Below are 18189 nucleotides of genomic sequence, written 5' to 3'. Positions count from 1 at the left end.
TATAACAAAAATTCATCAACAATATTTGTAATGTAAGGGAAATACCATGGATGCACTATTAGATTTTACAGGAAAAGTAGCTGTTATTACCGGCGCAGCGCAAGGCTTTGGACAGCTGTTAGCACAAGAGTTGGCTAAGCGTGGTGCCAAGTTAGTGATCAGTGATATTAACGAGTCTGGTGTGTTAAAAGTTGCTGAAGATATTGCATCAACTGGCGCTGAGGTTATTGCACTGGCTTGTGATGTTTCAAAAAATTATGACTGTAAAGCCATGGTCGACACCGCGATTAAACACTTTGGCCGTGTTGATATAGGGGTTAATAACGCAGGTGTTGCCCACGAATTTATGCCACTACATGAGATAGACGAAGCCATAATGGACAGTCAATTTGCCATTAATGTTAAAGGTGTTCAATTTGGCATGCGTCATCAAATACAACAAATGCTGCAACAAGGTGAAGGTAGTATTCTCAATGTGAGTTCTATGGCTGGCCTAAGTGGTGCCGCCAGAGGTAGTGCTTATGCGATGGCTAAACATGCGGTGATTGGTTTAACCAAATCGGGTGCGGTTGAATATGGTCGTGACAATATTCGTATCAATGCCATTTGTCCCTTTTTTACCTTAACGCCTATGGTGACTAATTTTGCTGACCAAGAACAACAACAGAAAATGGCTAGAGGCGCTCCAATGAATCGCTTAGGCGAACCTAAAGAAATTGTTGCCATGATGCTGATGATGTTATCTCCAGCAAATACCTACATGACAGGGCAATGTATCGCCATAGATGGCGGTGTTTCAGCGCAATAAGTTAATAACCATGTAGTAACTTGCACTAACTCGCTGTGATTTAGCTAAGTAAAAAGATGAGAAGATAATTTTATGTCTGCAACATTAATGAATGAACGTGATCTTGAATTTATGCTCTATGAGCTTTTTGATAGTGAATCACTGATAAAACGAGAACGCTATCAAGACCATGACCGTCAGACTTTTAATGAGGTCATTAATACGGCTAAAGCCATAGCTGAGAAACACTTCTTACCTATTCGACAAAAACTTGATACCCATCAACCTACTTTTGACGGTAAAAACGTCAGTCTTATTCCTGAGTTAAAACCGGCTATTGAAGCGGTAATAGCCTCGGGTATTTCTTCAGCTAGTGCAGATTTTGCCTCAAATGGCATGCAATTACCGCCCATTATTGCAAGCGCGGCTAACAGCTATTTAACCGCCGCAGGGGGTGTTGGCTTAGGTTACAACATGTTGACCACAGCCAATGCAAATTTACTGCAAGCCCATGGTAGCAAAGCCCTGATTGAAAAATGGGTTAAACCCATGCGCTCAGGACGATTCATGGGCACCATGGCGATGACCGAGCCAGGCAGCGGCTCAGGGCTTGGCGATTTAATCACCAAGGCGGTTAAGTCAGCAGATGATACTTATCGCATTAGCGGTAATAAAATCTATATTTCTGGTGGCGATCATGACTTAAGTGAAAATATTGTCCATCTAGTACTTGCGCGAGTAAAAGGCGCAGTGAAAGGTATTAAAGGTATTTCATTATTTGTCGTGCCAAAATTTTTAGTGAACCATGACGGCACTTTGGGTGAGGATAATGAGGTGGCGCTAGCGGGTTTGTTTCACAAAATGGGTGGTCGCGCTCACACCTCAACAGCCTTAAGCTTTGGTGAAAAAAATGGCTCAGTGGGCTACTTAGTGGGTGAAGAGAATCAAGGGCTTAAGTACATGTTTCATATGATGAATGAGGCACGTATTATGGTGGGTACTAGCGCTGCAACACTCGCGGTTGCCGGTTATCAATATTCGCTTGATTACGCAAAAAACCGTCCACAAGGGCGCTTGCCATCATGCAAAGATCCACTTTCTCCCATGGTTAATATTATTGAACACGCCGATGTTCGCCGTATGTTACTCGCACAAAAGGCCTATGCTGAAGGCGCACTTGCACTGGTGCTTTATGGCTCACAACTGAGCGATGACGAAAAAACGGCCCCCACAATTGAAGCACGACAAGATGCACAAGAGTTATTAGACTTTTTAACGCCAATTATAAAAACCTGGCCGTCAGAATATGGTACTAAAGCTAACGACTTAGCTATTCAAGTCTTGGGTGGACATGGTTATATTAACGAGCATCCTGTTGAATTGTTTTATCGTGACAATCGCTTAAATGCTATTCATGAAGGCACCACAGGAATTCAGTCATTAGATTTATTAACCCGTAAAGTACCGATGAATAAAATGGCCGGCTACACAGCAACTATAGCCGAAATTTATAGAACCATTGAACAAGCAAAACCCTATAAAAATTTAGCTGAATTTTCTAGCCAACTCAGTGCTGCTGTTGAGACCTTAAAACAAACAACTCAAGTGGTATTAGGTGCAATGTCGACCGGCAATATCGATTTGGCTTTAGCTAACTCAGTAAAGTACCTTGAATTTTTTGGTCACGTTATTGTCGCCTGGTTATGGTTAAAGCAAGGCATAGTGGCCAGCGAAGCACTGAGTAAACAACCGCATCAAAGCGATGAGGACTTTTATCACGGAAAGCTACAAGCATTACAGTATTTTTATCGCTTTGAGTTACCAAAAATAGCGCTATGGTCGAGTATTTTAGCAAATGCAGACAGTACAACCTATGACATGAAAGTAGACTGGTTTTAAAGCTTAACTGGCCTTAAATAACTATCTACTTACATAACTATGTACTTAAATAACCAGGGTCTTAATAATCATGCGCTTAAAAGGAAATTTACTATGCCAACCATAATAACAAAAGATCAATTAGCCAATTACATTGGTTTTGAAGCTGAGCCAACCCCTTGGCACCAAATAACGCAGGCACAAATTAATCAATTTGCGGATTGCACCCTAGATCATCAATTTATCCATATTGATGAAGAAAAGGCAAAAGCAACGCCATTTGGCGCAACCATAGCCCATGGCTTTTTATCTTTATCAATGCTTTCTCATTTTGCGGAAGACTTCAGTGTCATTATTGAGGGTTTCTATATGGGCTTAAACGCGGGTTTTGACAAAGTCAGGTTCTTGCAACCGGTTAAGGTAAATAGTCGGGTTAGAGCACATGCTAAAACGCTAGCGATTGAAGAGAAAAAACCAGGGCAATATCGTTTATCGACACAAGTGACGGTTGAAATTGAAGGTTGTGACACACCGGCATTAGTGGCGGAATGGCTTTCAGTGCAAATGGTGAAATAAGCTTATCTATCGTCTCAATGTGAACTATTAATAAACAACCAATTAAAGCATGTTAAGGAAGTATTATGCCAATAAGTTTTGAAGGTAAGGTCGCCATTGTTACGGGCGCGGGTAATGGTTTAGGCCGTTCACACGCCTTAGCACTTGCCGCACGTGGTGCAAAAGTGCTGGTTAATGACTTAGGTGGTGCGCGCGATGGTAGCGGTGCATCGTCACAAGCCTCTGAAGAAGTGGTGCGTTTAATTACAGAAAATGGCGGTGAAGCTATCAGTCACGGTGCTAACGTTGCCAATTTTGATGAAGTACAAGACATGGTTAACCAAGCTATGGACAAATGGGGTCGTGTTGATATCTTGATTAATAATGCCGGTATTTTACGTGATAAATCTTTTGCTAAAATGAGCTTAGATGACTTTAAACTGGTGATGGATGTTCATGTTATGGGCTCAGTTAATTGTACTAAAGCGGTTTGGGACATCATGCGCGAACAAAACTATGGCCGTATCGTGATGACCACCTCTTCAAGCGGTATGTACGGTAATTTCGGTCAAGCAAATTACGGCGCGGCAAAAATGGCGGTGTTAGGTTTAATGAATACTTTAGTACTTGAAGGCGCAAAAAATAATATTCGCGTCAATGCCCTAGCGCCAACTGCAGGCACACGTATGACGGAAGATTTAATGCCGGCAGAAATTGTCCAAGCTTTTGCACCTGAAGCGGTAACAGCCGCTCTGTTAACACTGTGTGATGACGATGCCCCTAATCGCTTTATTTTATGTGCTGGCGCAGGCGGCTATTCAAGTGCCAGTATCGTTGAAACCCAGGGTTGTTTTATTGCCGAGCAAAACCAAAATCCTGAAACTGTACGTGAACAATGGCCCGAGTTAACTAATCAAACTGGCCAAACGACATTAGCGTCAGGTGCCAAACAAGGTGAAAAGTTTGTTTTAAAAGCCATGGCTTTTATGAAATCACAACAAAAAGCAAGAAAATAGTTACGCGTTGCTATTTGGCTAAATAACTATCTACTAATTATCAAAGACTTAATAGGGATTTATCATGAGAGAAGCCGTTATTGTATCAGTAGCTCGTACGCCCATTGGCAAGGCGTACCGTGGCGCATTTAATGATTTATCAGCACCAACATTGGCTGCTGTGGCGGTAAAAGCTGCCGTAGAACGGGCAGGAATTGATGTAAATGAAATTGAAGACTGTATTTTTGGTGCCGCGTTGACACAAGGTAATCAAGGGATGAACTTTGCTCGTCAAGTGGCTATGGCGGCCGAGTTACCGGTTTCTGTTGCCGGTATGACAATTGATAGACAATGTTCATCAGGTTTAATGTCGATAGCAACCGCGGCAAATCATATTGTCTGCGATGGCGCACAAGTGATGGTTGCCGGTGGTTGTGACTCTATTAGTTTAGTGCAAAACGACAAAATGAATATGCATCGCCTGGTTGACCCCAGTGTAAAAGCCTATCGCCCAGCGATATATATGCCTATGCTAGATACTGCAGAAGTGGTAGCTAATCGTTATGATATATCAAGAGCAGCACAAGATGCTTATGCACTTAAATCTCAACAACGCACGGCAGCCGCACAAGCCGAGAATAAGTTTGATGATGAAATTGTGCCAGTTACAGCAACAAAATTAGTGATGGACAAAGCAACAGGTGCTATCAGTAAAGTAGAAGTTACCTTAACGCAAGATGAAGGCAACCGCCCATCAACTCATATGGCAGGTTTATCGGCGTTGAAAGCAGTAAAAGAACATGGTTCAATAACCGGTGGCAATGCGTCACAGTTATCTGATGGTGCAGCCGCTGTGGTATTAATGGAGCGTGAGTTAGCCGAGCAGCGCGGACTTAAGCCATTAGGCGTTTATCGCGGCATGGCCGTTGCGGGTTGTGAACCTGATGAAATGGGTATTGGTCCCATTTATGCGATACCAAAATTACTAGCGCGTAATAAGCTAACTATGGACGATATTGGTTTATGGGAAATTAACGAAGCCTTTGCCGTACAAGTTTTATATTGTGCTCAAAAGCTGGGTATTCCAGAAGATCGTCTGAATGTAAATGGCGGTGCTATTTCAATTGGTCATCCATACGGCATGAGCGGCACGCGTATGGTTATGCATGGATTAATTGAAGGTAAACGACGCGGTGCAAAATATGTCGTGATCAGCATGTGCATTGGTGGTGGTCAAGGTGCAGCAGGTTTATTTGAAGTACTGTAAATATTAAAAGCAATGTAGCACGGCAGTAAAATAATAATAAGGTGGCTTAAAAAGTCACTTAAAAAATCAACAATTGGGGAGAGAATAAAATGGAAAGAATTTGGCTTGAAAAAAGTTACCCAAAGGGTCTAGCATTTGAAATAGATCCAGACAAATATAACTCTTTGGCAGATTTGTTTTTAAAATACACCAAACTTTATCAAAACAATACCGCATTTATTAATATGGGTGCCAGCATTTCTTATCAAGAACTTGCACAACAAGCTAACGACTTTGCTGCTTATTTGCAACAAGATTTAGGATTAGTTAAAGGCGATAAATTTGCCATTATGATCCCAAATACCCTGCAATATCCTATCGCATTATTTGGCGCATTGATTGCCGGACTCACTGTGGTTAATGTCAATCCGCTTTATACCGCGCGTGAATTACAACACCAATTAAAAGACTCGGGCGCAAAAGGCATTCTTATTCTCGAAAACTTTGCTCATGTACTTGCCGCCGTTATTGATAAAACGGACGTAGAGCAGGTTATTATTACCGGTGTCGGTGACAGGTTGAGTAAAATTAAAGGCGCTATAATTAATGGCGTACTAAAGTATGTTAAGAAACAAGTACCCGCGTACCATTTACCTCAAGCAGTAAAATTTAATCGGGCAATGGCAAAAGGCGCGGCGCTTAATTTTACGCCGGTTGAGGTGGTGGGTACTGATTTAGCTTTTTTACAATATACTGGCGGCACAACCGGACCTTCAAAAGGCGCGATGTTAACCCACCGTAATATGGTTGCTAACCTTGAGCAATCTAATGCGGCGACTAAAAATGTTTACGAGGTTGGCAAAGAAATTATGGTTACCGCGTTACCGCTTTATCATGTTTATGCCTTAACCTCTAACTGTCTGTGTTTTATCCCCTTTGGTGGCACTAATCTATTAATTACTAATCCTAGAGATATGGCCGGTTTTGTTAAAGAATTAGCTAAATATCCTTTTACCGTCATAACCGGTGTAAACACTTTATTTAATGGTTTGTTACATACCCCAGGTTTTGACAAACTTGACTTTAGTCCACTAAAACTTGGTTTTGGGGGGGGTATGTCTGTGCAACGTCCCGTCGCAGAACTTTGGGAAAAGGTTACTGGCACACGTTTATTAGAAGGTTACGGCTTAACTGAATGCGCACCCTTAGTGACGATGAGCCCCTATAACCAAGAAAACTACAATGGTTCTATCGGCATTCCTGTTTCTTCAACAGATATTCGTTTAGTCGATGATGATGGTATGGATGTTGCGCTAGGACAGCCGGGTGAAATGTGGGTAAAAGGCCCACAAGTGATGAAAGGTTATTTTAATCGTCAAGCCGCCACTGATGAAGTATTAAAAGACGGTTGGTTAGCAACCGGTGATATCGCCACCATGGACGAAAATGGCTTTTTTAAGATTGTCGATCGTAAAAAAGACATGATTATTGTCTCTGGTTTTAACGTTTTTCCAAATGAAATAGAAGAAGTTCTTGTGATGCACCAAGGGGTACTTGAAGCGGCAGCCATTGGTGTTAAAAACGATGCTAGCGGTGAAGCAGTAAAAGTGTTCATTGTTAAAAAAGATCCTAACTTAACCGAACAAGATATTTTTGATCACTGTCATGAAATGCTAACCAATTATAAACGTCCTAAGTTTGTAGAATTTATCGATGAATTACCCAAGAGCAATGTCGGCAAAGTGCTGCGAAAAGAATTACGCAGCTAAACCGTTAAATCAATACTATTTGCCACTATCGGCTTAATAAAAATTAACCACTGCTTTATCTGGTTATCAGGCTTTATTAATCAGGCTCTGTATATTCAGTAAAGCAGATAACTAGGAGAAATATAATGACTACTTATACCGCAATTAATTTAATCGCTCGTCCAGGTACTGGCCCCATTGGCCCAGAACTATTTGAGGTTGTGCAAGTCGCCATGCCAACCGTTGGAGAAGGGCAGTTTTTAGTAAAACAAAACCATATGTCGCTTGACCCAGCCATGTTTGGTTGGATGAGTGCTGACACCGAAAGTTATATTCCGCCGGTGGCATTAGGCGATGTGATGCGCAGTTCAGGCATTGGCGAAGTCGTCGAAAGTCAACATGCTGACTTTAAAGTGGGCGACCGTGTTATGGGCATGATGGGCTGGAAAGAATATCACTTAAGTGACGGTGCAGGCTTGAACAAAGTGGCTGCGCCACTGCCAGATGAAGCGATTTTATCGGTATTTGCTTTACCGGGCTTAACCGCCACACAAGGTTTGTACAGTATAGGTAAGCCAAAAAGTGGTGAAACCCTGGTTGTTTCTGGTGCGGCAGGCTCGGTTGGTTCAATTGTCGGGCAGTTAGCTAAAGCGGATGGCCTTAGAGTTATTGGTGTGGTTGGCAGTGATGAAAAAGCCGATTGGATTGTTAACGAATTAGGCTTTGACGGTGCTATTAATTATAAAACAGATAATTTAGCTGAAAAATTAGCCGAACTTACCCCAAATGGTGTTGACGTTTACTTTGAAAATACGGGTGGCCCAATACAGCACCATGTCTTTGAAAGAATGAATGCGCATGGTCGTATTGTTGTTTGTGGCTTAATTGCTGATTATCCAAAACAAAACCCTGACTTAGCGCCAAATTGGATCCCGATCATCAAAAAGCGTTTGACGATACAAGGTTTTACCATGCCAGATCATTTTGGTGAAATTCCAGCCTTATTAACCAAGCTGACCCCTTACGTGATGCAAGGAAAAATCAAACATCGTGCGCACGTTTTAGAAGGGCTTGAGTCAGCAATTACAGGCTTGAACTTATTCTTTACGGGTAAAAACAAAGGCAAGTTAATCGTTAAAATTTAACCAGTTAGCGAATAATTTTTGCTTGTAAATATTTGCTATAGCCATAAAATTATCCTTGTACTTTAGCGTTCAGCGCCAGGTTTTCGTAATCTTGTACCTGAAAAGGATGATTGGCTGGCACTTTTAAGCTGAAAAGTATCGTTACTATTGACTTTATTTAAGGCTTCATTAAAAGGCTTTATTAAAATATGGTTTAAAGAGAAGTCTTAACCTAAATCTAAGGAAATTAAAATGAGTATATCGGTGTTCAAGCCGTACTAACCGATTTGCTCATTATTAAATTAGGCAATATTTATGAGTGAAATTAAAAGCCATTATCGTAACTGCAATATTTGTGAAGCCATGTGTGGTTTGGAAATTAAGTATCAAGATAAAAAAATAATTTCCATTAAAGGCGATCAAAAAGACCCCTTTAGTAAAGGTTACCATTGCTCAAAAGCAATGGCCTTACAAGATTTTTACCAAGATAAAGATCGTTTAAAAACGCCGATAAGACGCACCGAAAACGGTTGGGAAGACATTTCATGGCAAGCCGCCTTTACTGAAATCGCTGAAAAACTCAAGGCGAGCCAAGCTCAACATGGTAAAAATGCCTTAGCCTTGTATTTAGGTAATCCCAATGCCCATAACCTGGGTAATACGCTATTTTTAAAACCCTTCATTAAAGCGTTAGGCACGCTTAATCGTTTCAGTTCTGCTTCAACCGACCAAATGCCGCACCATGTTGCAGCTAACTTTATGTTTGGCGCCGGCATGCTGATTCCCATCCCTGATATTGACCGCACTGATTTTATGCTCATTATTGGTGCTAATCCGGTGGTTTCTAACGGCAGTATGATGACAGCGCCCAATGTTATTGGCCGTTTAAAAGCGATTCAAAAACGTGCGGGTAAAGTGGTGGTGATAGACCCTCGCAGAACCCATACCGCCAAAGTAGCTGACCAGCATTTATTCATTCGTCCAGAGAAAGATGCCTTATTACTACTGGCGATGATCAACCGTGTTTTCGCCACTAATTCGCTAAACTTACGCCACTTAGATAACCAAGTTAAGGGTATTGATGGACTTGAGCAACTAGCAAAAAGCTATTGTGCAGAGACTGTTGCTGAGTTTGTTGGTATTGAGGCGGAAAAAATTTGTAGCTTAGCCGATGAGTTTATGTCGGCAAATTCAGCCGTGTGTTACAGCCGCATGGGGGCATCAACACAAACCTTTGGTGGTTTATGTCAATGGCTAACCAATGCACTGAATATCATTACTGGTAATTTTGACCGTGCAGGCGGGGCGATGTTTCCTCAACCCGCTTTTGATTTATTAAGAAATCATAAAAAAGGGCATAAAAGCTCATTTGGTCAGCATCATACCCGAGTGCGAAAATTGCCGTTTTTTAATGGTGAATTCCCCGTCGCTGCGCTAGCCGAAGAAATTCAGACCCAAGGTGAAGGCCAAATTAAAACCTTGATCACCATTGCTGGCAATCCGGTGCTTTCTAGTCCTAGTGGTCATAAATTAGCAGAAGCCTTTAAAGAGTTAGACTACATGGTTTGCGTTGATATTTATTTAAATGAAACCACCCAATATGCCAATATTATTTTACCGGCGACCACAGGTATTGAAAATTCTCACTATGATATTTTCTTTAACTCTTTTTCTGTGCGAAATACCGTAAAATATTCAGCGCCATTATTTGAAAAAGAAGACGGCCAACGCAACGATTATGAAATATTAAAAGAACTAACCGCCAGAATGACAGATACAGTCATTCCAGAGCATCTTAAAAACCTGACGCCAGAAATTATCTTAGACACGGAGTTGAAAAACGGCCCCTATGGTGAGCAAGGTTTAAGTTTACAAAAACTTATTGATAACCCACATGGCATAGATATTGGGCCTTTAATGCCGTGTATAACTGAGCGAATTAAAACCACTGACGGTAAAGTAGATTTATTGCCGCAACTCTATGTTGACGATTTACCTCGGCTAAAAGCAGTGATGTCAAAGCCTGCTCGTTATAATGACTACCCGTTTGACTTAATCGGTCGGCGCTTGGTAAAAAGTCATAACACTTGGACACAAAACTCAGCACGTTTAGTGAAAGGTAAAAACCCATGCACATTAGAAATTCATCCCGAAGATGCAAAAATATTGGGCATAGCCAATGGACAGTTAGTCAGTGTTAGCTCGATTTCGGGCCAAGTGCTGATTAATGCGGCTATTACCGATGATATTCAACGCGGTGTTGTGAGCATGCCGCAAGGCTGGGGGCATAACCAAAAAAACACGAATATGTCGGTAGCAGCGACACAACCTGGTGTCAGTATAAATGATTTAACTGATGTTAATCGGGTCGACACATTAACAGGTAACGCGGCGCTTAATGGCACACCAGTCGCAGTTAAACTTGCCATGTAGGAGGATACTAAAAATAAACTCACTGAGTGTTTGCTCTTATTTAGCTTAAGACGATATTATTAGCCTTAAGCGTTTTGTAAATATAAAAGCAATCAGCAGACACGCCAGATCTTTTTCCGGTCTGAGTAATTATTGAGTCCGACAGTTATATTAATCCATCAATTTTTAATGGCGCCTAACATTACAGGGCATCATCTTTATAGGGAAAACCATGTTTAACAGTACAGAAAATTATATTGCATCAGACGAACTTCGCTTAGCGGTAAACGCAGCAATTACCTTAGAAAAACCATTATTGATCAAAGGCGAGCCGGGTACGGGTAAAACCCAGCTAGCAGAAGAATTAGCAAAGTCACTTAATTGTAAATTATATCAATGGCATATTAAATCGACCACTAAAGCACAGCAGGGCTTGTATGAATATGACGCCGTGTCGCGTTTACGTGATAGCCAATTAGGTGATGAACGGGTTAATGATATTTCAAATTATATTATTAAAGGCAAACTTTGGCAGGCATTTGAAGAAGAACAACGCCCGATATTATTAATTGATGAAATAGACAAAGCCGATATAGAATTTCCCAATGATTTATTGCAAGAGCTTGATAAGATGGAGTTTTTTGTTTATGAAACTCAACAGGTGATCAAAGCAAAACAACGGCCGATTATTATTATTACCTCCAATAATGAAAAAGAGCTACCCGATGCATTTTTGCGCCGCTGCTTCTTTCATTACATTAAATTTCCAACCAAAGTAGAGATGGAACAAATTATTGCCGTTCATCACCCGCATGTAAAACAAGACTTGTTAGCGCATACTTTAGAGGTGTTTTTTGATCTTAGGGAGGTGCAAGGTATTAAGAAAAAACCGTCAACGTCTGAGTTAATTGACTGGTTAAAACTGCTAGTTGCCGACGATGTTGCTCAAGATGTACTGATCAATAAAAAGTCAGACATCATTCCTTTATTTGGCGCCTTACTTAAAAATGAGCAAGATGTGTCATTACTCGAAAAGCTCGCTTTTATTAGTCGCAGAAACAGGCAATAAACGTGTTTATAGATTTATTTTTAACCCTTAGAAAGCACAAAGTACCGGTGAGTTTGCGCGAGCTCTTAGATCTTATTGCGTTACTAAAAAAAGGCGTAGTTTTTGCCGATGTTGAAGCCTTTTATCATTTAGCTAAAATTGTGATGGTTAAAGACGAGATCCATTATGACAAGTTTGATGGTGCATTCGCTGAATATTTTGACGGTGTGCAAAAGATCGATATTTTCGACAAGGTTGTACCGGATGAATGGCTAAGAAAAAAGTTTGAAAGCCAACTCAGTCAAGAAGAGAAAGACAAGTTAAAGGCCTTGGGTGGTCTTGACGAATTAATGAAAACCTTAAAAGAGCGCCTTGCAGAGCAAGAAAAACGACACGAAGGTGGTAACAAATGGGTTGGTACCGGCGGTAAATCACCGTTTGGCGCCTATGGCTATCACCCAGAAGGTATTCGTGTGGGTCAAGACGGTAATCGTAATAACCGAGCGGTAAAAGTGTGGGATAAACGCGAGTTTAGAAACTTTGACCAAGATAAAGAACTCGGTACGCGCAATATCAAACTTGCGCTTAAAAAACTGAGAAAATTTGCTCGTACTGGCGCCAGTGAAAAACTTGATATTAATACCACTATACGTTCTACTGCAAAAAATGGTGGCTTACTCGACGTGCATATGGAGCCTGAGCGTCATAATTCGGTAAAAGTATTAATGTTTTTTGATATTGGCGGCTCTATGGATGAATACATTCATACCTGTGAAGAGCTATTCTCAGCGGCGCATACTGAGTTTAAACACCTTGAATTTTTCTATTTTCATAATTGTGTTTACGAAAGTTTATGGAAAGACAACAGCCGTCGTCGTACTAACACCGTTGATCTAGAAGAGATAATACGAACCTTTGGCAGTGATTATAAGGTGCTTTTTGTCGGTGACGCTACCATGGGGCCTTATGAAATAATTGCCCCAGGTGGCAGTGTTGAACATTGGAATAAAAAAGCCGGCATTGATTATATGCAACGAATTTTGGGGCATTTTAATAAGGTGGCATGGTTAAACCCACAACCAGAAAATCAATGGGATTATCATCAGTCAATTTCAATTATTAAAGGATTAATTGACGACAAAATGTTTCCACTAACGGTTGACGGTATAGGTCGTGCTATTAAAGAAGTAAGCTAAAGACTCATGTAAGTATAAATAAAAAGTCCAATCTATATAGGCCCTACAGAGAAACTACGAGTGATAATCTAGCCTTGGACAATTTTTTGTAGGTCGGACTTTAGCCCGTCACCGTTAAGCGGGTGATTAATGCTATTGGCCAAAAAACATCGGCAGCAGGTATTATTTTTCTTAATCAGTCTTAATACCAAAAGCCGTTAAATTTCATTTAACCTGATGGACTGAAGTCCATCCTACATAGAGCCTACGGGTGATAATCTAGCCTTGGACAATTTTTTTGTAGGTTGGACTTTAGTCCGACAACCGTTAAGCGAGTATTGTTTTTTTATCAGTATTAATACCAAAAGCCGTTAAATTTCATTTAACTCGATGGACTGAAGTCCATCCCACATAGAGCCTACGGGTGACGATGTAGATTCAGGTGATTTTTTTGTAGGTCGGACTTTAGTCCGACAACCGTTAAGCGAGTGATTAACGCTATGGGCCAAAAAGCATTGGCAGCGAGTATTGTTTTTCTTAATGAGTCTTAATACCAAAAGCCGTTAAATTTCATTTAACTTGATGGACTGAAGTCCATCCTACATAGAGCCTACGGGTGACTATGTAGATTTAGGTGATTTTTTTGTAGGTCGGACTTTAGTCCGACAACCGTTAAGCGGGTGATTAATGCTATTGGCCAAAAAGCATTGGCAGCGGATATTATTTTTCTTAATGAGTCTTAATACTAAAAGCAGTTAAATTTCATTTAACCTGATGGACTGAGGTCCATCCTAGGTTTACACCTAGATGGTTTCTGTATAGGGCCTTACTACAGATGATGATTATGCACTTAAACTAACGTTCTGATTTAAGTGCATAGGCAGGTATATCAAGCGGTTTTAAAAAATTTCTATAAAGCGATAACCATAGCTGCATCAAGGGCAATTGCCGCATCTAAGGTCGCTAAAATATCTTTTCTTGTTTTTAACTTAGTACCGTGATGCGCATCCATATTCAATGTCAGCATATGAGTAGCAGCTGCCTTCGCTGTTGTCATTAACTGTTCTGGTTCTACTAAGGTATCTAAAAACCCAGCTAAAACTGCTGTTTCTGGCGAGAATAATTCTGCATTAATCACCGAGCGGGTTAAATAGTTAGTGGGTATGCGATTGCGTGCTATTTCAATGCCGGCTTGGTGCATAGTCATACCAATGGTGACTTCGTTTAAGCCGATTTTAAATTTACCTAAACTGCCGATACGATAATCACAACTCAGTAATAAAAATGCCCCCTTAGCAATAGCATGACCAGAACATGCCCCGATAATTGGTAAAGGAAATGACAACATACGACGAGACAAAGTAGAACCTGCGGTAACTAAGGCCACCGCTGATTCTGAACTTTCTTTCATGGTTTTTAAGTCAAATCCAGCAGAGAATATACCGGGTTGAGCGGTTAAAATAACCACAGCACCGGCGGATTCAGCTTGATCTAAAGCGTCATTTATTTCGGCTATCACTTGGTGAGAAATAGCGTTAACTTTGCCATTTTTTAAAGTGATTGTTGCAATTTTTTCATTAATGTCTAAATCGATTAATTCCACGGTTCTTCCTAAAGTTATCTAATTTGAATGAAATGGCCTTGCAAACCAAAACCTGTTGCTTTTTGGTCGGATGCCTTTGTTAATGTTAACAAAATAAGTTTGGGTTATGGTGTGATTTGCTCATAACCCCAGGTTTTCGGTCATTGCTAATATAATTGCCATCATAGTATCAGCGGCACTGAAACAATCGCCAGCAAAAAATATGCGTTTGTTTAAAAATTTTAAATGGATTAAAAATAGTGTTATATCTCATTGGCAATATAGCGATTAAGTGTTGCTCTTTTTTTTAAGATTATTTAAAAAAGGTCACCGCATTGGTCATATCTTCACGCTCAGTTCGGGTGTTATTTACGGCAGCGCTTTCATCAGCATAACCAAATGACATACCAAATAAAATGCCACGCTGTTCTGGTAAGTTAAGTGCTGCTTTTATGGGATCGGGGAATTGGCCCAGAGCACCTTGCATACAAGATGACAAGCCATGCTCTGCGAGTATTAATGAAAGCGTTTGGGCATAAATACCCAGATCAACGGCTCCCATAATATCTAAATATTTATCCATGGTAAAAAAAGCAACGTGAGGAGCATCAAAAAAGCTCCAGTTTCGTATCATCGCACGCTGTCGGCCTTGCTTATCTTCTCGGGTCACGCCAATAGCACTATAAAGTGCATTCGCTGAACCAAATTGGCGATCTCGATGAACGCCTTCATATTTAGGTAGCCAGTTAAAATCAGGATTGGGTGCAGCACCCTTCATAACGGTTGAGATCAGAGCGTTTTTTAATTGCTCTTTCTTCTCACCAGACACTACACAGGTTTGCCAAGGTTGCACATTACAGTTTGAAGGCGCCTGCTGTGCTTGTGTAAAAATGGATTCCAGTAATGGTTGTGGTATGGGTTTATCCAAATAAGCACGGGTAGAGTAGCGTTTTTCTAACAGGGCAATCACTGACATAACAGGTCCTTTATAATGATTTAAAATAGCGGATGATTAATTTGCTGCTTGAATCTAAGTTTAATGTGAAGCTAGTTTAATTTGAATCTAAGCTTAATAATAACCTACAGCATAAAAGCATGCTTGTAGTGTTACTTATGCTAAAGCCGATGTTTTTATAACACCAATGAATATTTTTAATAAGACGGTATTATAAAAACATATAGTAGTGACGATATATAAGATAAAACGGCACTAAACTAGACGTTAGTTAAGTAAGTTACAATCTATCTTGACACTAGTCAAATTATAGATGTATTTGATGATTTGTTGTATACGAAAACATAATAGTAGGTAATGAAAAATATTCATTGGTTTTATAACTGTCTTGTGAACAGCATAAAATTATAAGACTACTCGCTATGATGGGCAGAAGACTGTTGATTATTAGAGGTTAAGGTTAAATAAATTAAGTGTGACATGCTTTTTCAATGTTATTTTATTTAAAAGTAATCTAAAAAATTTAATTTCTCGTACTGGTAGTACCACTGTGTTATTTTCAATGGTAGTAAAGTTAATTTCTATTAAAAAAGACTGAATCTAATAATAACTGGAGAATAAATAAATGCCTGAGTATAAAGCCCCGATTAGAGATATAAAGTTTGTTATGCAAGAGTTGTTAGACTGCAACAAGCATTACCAAGAACTTGGTTATTCTGATGCCAGTGAAGATATGGTTGATGCTATTCTTAGCGAAGCTGCCAAATTTACTGAGCAGGTTATTGCACCCATTAATCAAATAGGTGATCAACAAGGTTGTACATGGACCGATGGCGTAGTAACCACACCAGACGGTTTTAAAGATGCTTATAAGCAATATGTTGACGGTGGTTGGCCAACATTATCTCAAAGCGTAGAGTTTGGCGGTCAAGGCTTGCCACATTCATTGAATGGCGCGATCAGCGAAATGATGTCAGCAGCGAATCATAGTTTTGCTATGTATCCTGGTTTAAGTCATGGTGCAATGGCTACCATTGAAGCGCATGGTACTGATAAACAAAAACAACAATTTATGCCAAACCTAGTTGAAGGCAGCTGGACGGGCACTATGTGTTTAACTGAAGCGCATTGTGGTACCGATTTAGGCATGTTGCGCACCAAAGCAGAACTAACAGACGATGGTAGCTATTCATTAACCGGCTCAAAAATATTTATTTCAGCGGGTGAGCATGATTTGTCTGACAACATTGTGCATATCGTTATTGCCCGTATTCCAGGTTCGCCTGAAGGTAGTAAAGGTATTTCTCTTTTCATCGTACCAAAATTTAACGTCAACGATGATGGCACGATAGCGGATAAAAACGCGGTAAGTTGTGGTTCTATTGAACACAAAATGGGTATCAACGCTAACGCAACTTGTGTGATTAATTTTGATAATGCTAAAGGCTATTTAATTGGTGAAGTTAACCGCGGTTTAAACTGTATGTTTACCTTTATGAACGCAGCGCGCTTGGGTGTGGCACTTGAAGGTACGGCAGCAACAGAAGCGTCTTTTCAAGGGGCATTAGCTTATGCTAAAGACCGTTTGCAAATGCGATCAATTAGCGGTGTTAAAAACCCAAATGGTCCGGCAGACCCGATTATTGTGCATCCAGATGTACGTAGAATGTTGTTAACGCAAAAATCTATTGCTGAAGGCGGCCGAGCGTTATTGGGTTATTTGTCACAGTTAGTTGATGTAACACATGCCGAAAAAGATGCAGCCAAAGTAGCAGACGCTGAAACAAGACTTGCCTTGTTAACGCCGATAGCTAAAGCCTTGTTGAGTGAATTAGGCTTTGAGTGTACCAGTCATGGTATACAAGTATTAGGTGGTCACGGCTTTATCAAAGAATGGGGCATGGAACAATTAGTGCGCGATACTAAAATAAGTTGCATATATGAAGGCACTACCGGTATTCAAGCCTTAGATTTACTTGCGCGTAAAATTTTAGGCAGTAAAGGCGCCATTTTAAAACCTTTCATGACTGATATTGGCGCATTCTGCCAACAGCATGCAGGTAATCCAGAAATGGCAGAGCATATTCAAGCACTAGGGGCTTATTCTCAGCAATGGCAAGAATTAACCGCTGACGTAGGTAAAAAAGCCATGAGCAACGCAGATGAAATTGGCGGCGCATCAGTCGACTATTTGATGTTTGCTGGCTATGTTACTTTAGCTTATTTCTGGGCAAGAATGGCTGCAGTGGCTGAAGATAAATTAAAAAATAGCGATGAAGATAAAGCGTTTTACCAAGCAAAAATTAAAACAGCAAATTTTTACTTTAAACGCATACTGCCACGTGCAAAAGGGCACGCCGCTTGTATTGAAGGTGGTGTTGATTCAATTATGGCATTAGCGAGTGAAGACTTCGCTTTTTAATTGCTTGAAATAGTAATGTTTTACTAAAAAATATAGCAGAAACACTTAGCGTTGAAAGCCTCTTTTTTCGCTAAGTCATTCATGGTTATGTCTTGTTTAATAGCAATACATAACCATTTTACCTTATATCAGGTGTTATACCACTTTCATTAAATTTGTGATCTTGTTGTGCGCAGAGAAAATGCATCAGGGCAAGACGCTTGATTGAGCAATAGCTGGCTATTGTGATTGAGAGCACCGTAGCCTTGGTGTATTTTAACCA

The 18189-nt window shown here is 40.4% G+C and carries 13 protein-coding genes; 11 read left to right on the top strand and 2 right to left on the bottom strand.

The annotated features are described in order from the left end of the window. Positions 1-46: 46 nt before the first annotated feature. From H4J59_RS00210 to H4J59_RS00165, 10 genes are all read left to right on the top strand, one after another. A complete protein-coding gene (locus H4J59_RS00210; RefSeq protein WP_182235782.1) occupies positions 47-808 on the top strand; it encodes an SDR family NAD(P)-dependent oxidoreductase in 762 nt (253 codons plus the stop codon). A 72-nt stretch (positions 809-880) separates the two neighbouring features. Continuing rightward, positions 881-2686, top strand: a complete 1806-nt coding sequence (locus H4J59_RS00205; RefSeq protein WP_182235781.1) for an acyl-CoA dehydrogenase — start codon at positions 881-883, stop codon at positions 2684-2686. Between the two features lie 93 nt (positions 2687-2779). Continuing rightward, on the top strand, positions 2780-3241 hold the full coding sequence (locus H4J59_RS00200) for a MaoC family dehydratase (protein WP_182235780.1): 462 nt from the start codon (positions 2780-2782) through the stop codon (positions 3239-3241). A gap of 65 nt (positions 3242-3306) precedes the next feature. Continuing rightward, positions 3307-4236, top strand: coding sequence for an SDR family NAD(P)-dependent oxidoreductase (locus H4J59_RS00195; protein WP_182235778.1), 930 nt, complete (start codon positions 3307-3309; stop codon positions 4234-4236). Between the two features lie 64 nt (positions 4237-4300). Beyond that, positions 4301-5482, top strand: a complete 1182-nt coding sequence (locus H4J59_RS00190; RefSeq protein ID WP_182235776.1) for an acetyl-CoA C-acyltransferase — start codon at positions 4301-4303, stop codon at positions 5480-5482. A gap of 89 nt (positions 5483-5571) precedes the next feature. Beyond that, entirely contained in the window at positions 5572-7230 is a 1659-nt protein-coding gene (locus H4J59_RS00185; protein ID WP_182235774.1) for an AMP-binding protein, read from the top strand. A 125-nt stretch (positions 7231-7355) separates the two neighbouring features. After that, positions 7356-8354, top strand: coding sequence for an NADP-dependent oxidoreductase (locus tag H4J59_RS00180; RefSeq protein WP_182235772.1), 999 nt, complete (start codon positions 7356-7358; stop codon positions 8352-8354). Between the two features lie 294 nt (positions 8355-8648). Continuing rightward, positions 8649-10766, top strand: coding sequence for a molybdopterin-dependent oxidoreductase (locus H4J59_RS00175; RefSeq protein ID WP_182235770.1), 2118 nt, complete (start codon positions 8649-8651; stop codon positions 10764-10766). Between the two features lie 211 nt (positions 10767-10977). Beyond that, the gene (locus tag H4J59_RS00170) at positions 10978-11814 is read left to right on the top strand and encodes a MoxR family ATPase (RefSeq protein WP_182136749.1); all 837 of its coding nucleotides are present in this window, start codon (positions 10978-10980) and stop codon (positions 11812-11814) included. 2 nt (positions 11815-11816) lie between these two features. Continuing rightward, positions 11817-12989, top strand: a complete 1173-nt coding sequence (locus H4J59_RS00165; RefSeq protein WP_182136748.1) for a VWA domain-containing protein — start codon at positions 11817-11819, stop codon at positions 12987-12989. An 889-nt stretch (positions 12990-13878) separates the two neighbouring features. Here H4J59_RS00165 and H4J59_RS00160 read toward each other — a convergent pair. Continuing rightward, positions 13879-14571 (bottom strand): crotonase/enoyl-CoA hydratase family protein, encoded by a 693-nt coding sequence (locus H4J59_RS00160; protein WP_182235768.1) that lies wholly within the window; start codon positions 14569-14571, stop codon positions 13879-13881. Between the two features lie 292 nt (positions 14572-14863). Beyond that, positions 14864-15526: a nitroreductase family protein gene (locus tag H4J59_RS00155; RefSeq protein WP_182235766.1), complete on the bottom strand. Its 663-nt coding sequence runs from the start codon at positions 15524-15526 to the stop codon at positions 14864-14866. 604 nt (positions 15527-16130) lie between these two features. Here H4J59_RS00155 and H4J59_RS00150 point away from each other — a divergent pair. Continuing rightward, entirely contained in the window at positions 16131-17927 is a 1797-nt protein-coding gene (locus H4J59_RS00150; protein ID WP_182235764.1) for an acyl-CoA dehydrogenase C-terminal domain-containing protein, read from the top strand. Positions 17928-18189: the final 262 nt, after the last annotated feature.

Origin of the sequence: Colwellia sp. MB02u-10 (assembly GCF_014077185.1) — a bacterium.
Lineage (GTDB): Bacteria > Pseudomonadota > Gammaproteobacteria > Enterobacterales > Alteromonadaceae > Cognaticolwellia.
The sequence above is the reverse complement of the archived record's forward strand: the minus strand, read 5'-3'. Positions and strand labels throughout refer to the sequence as shown.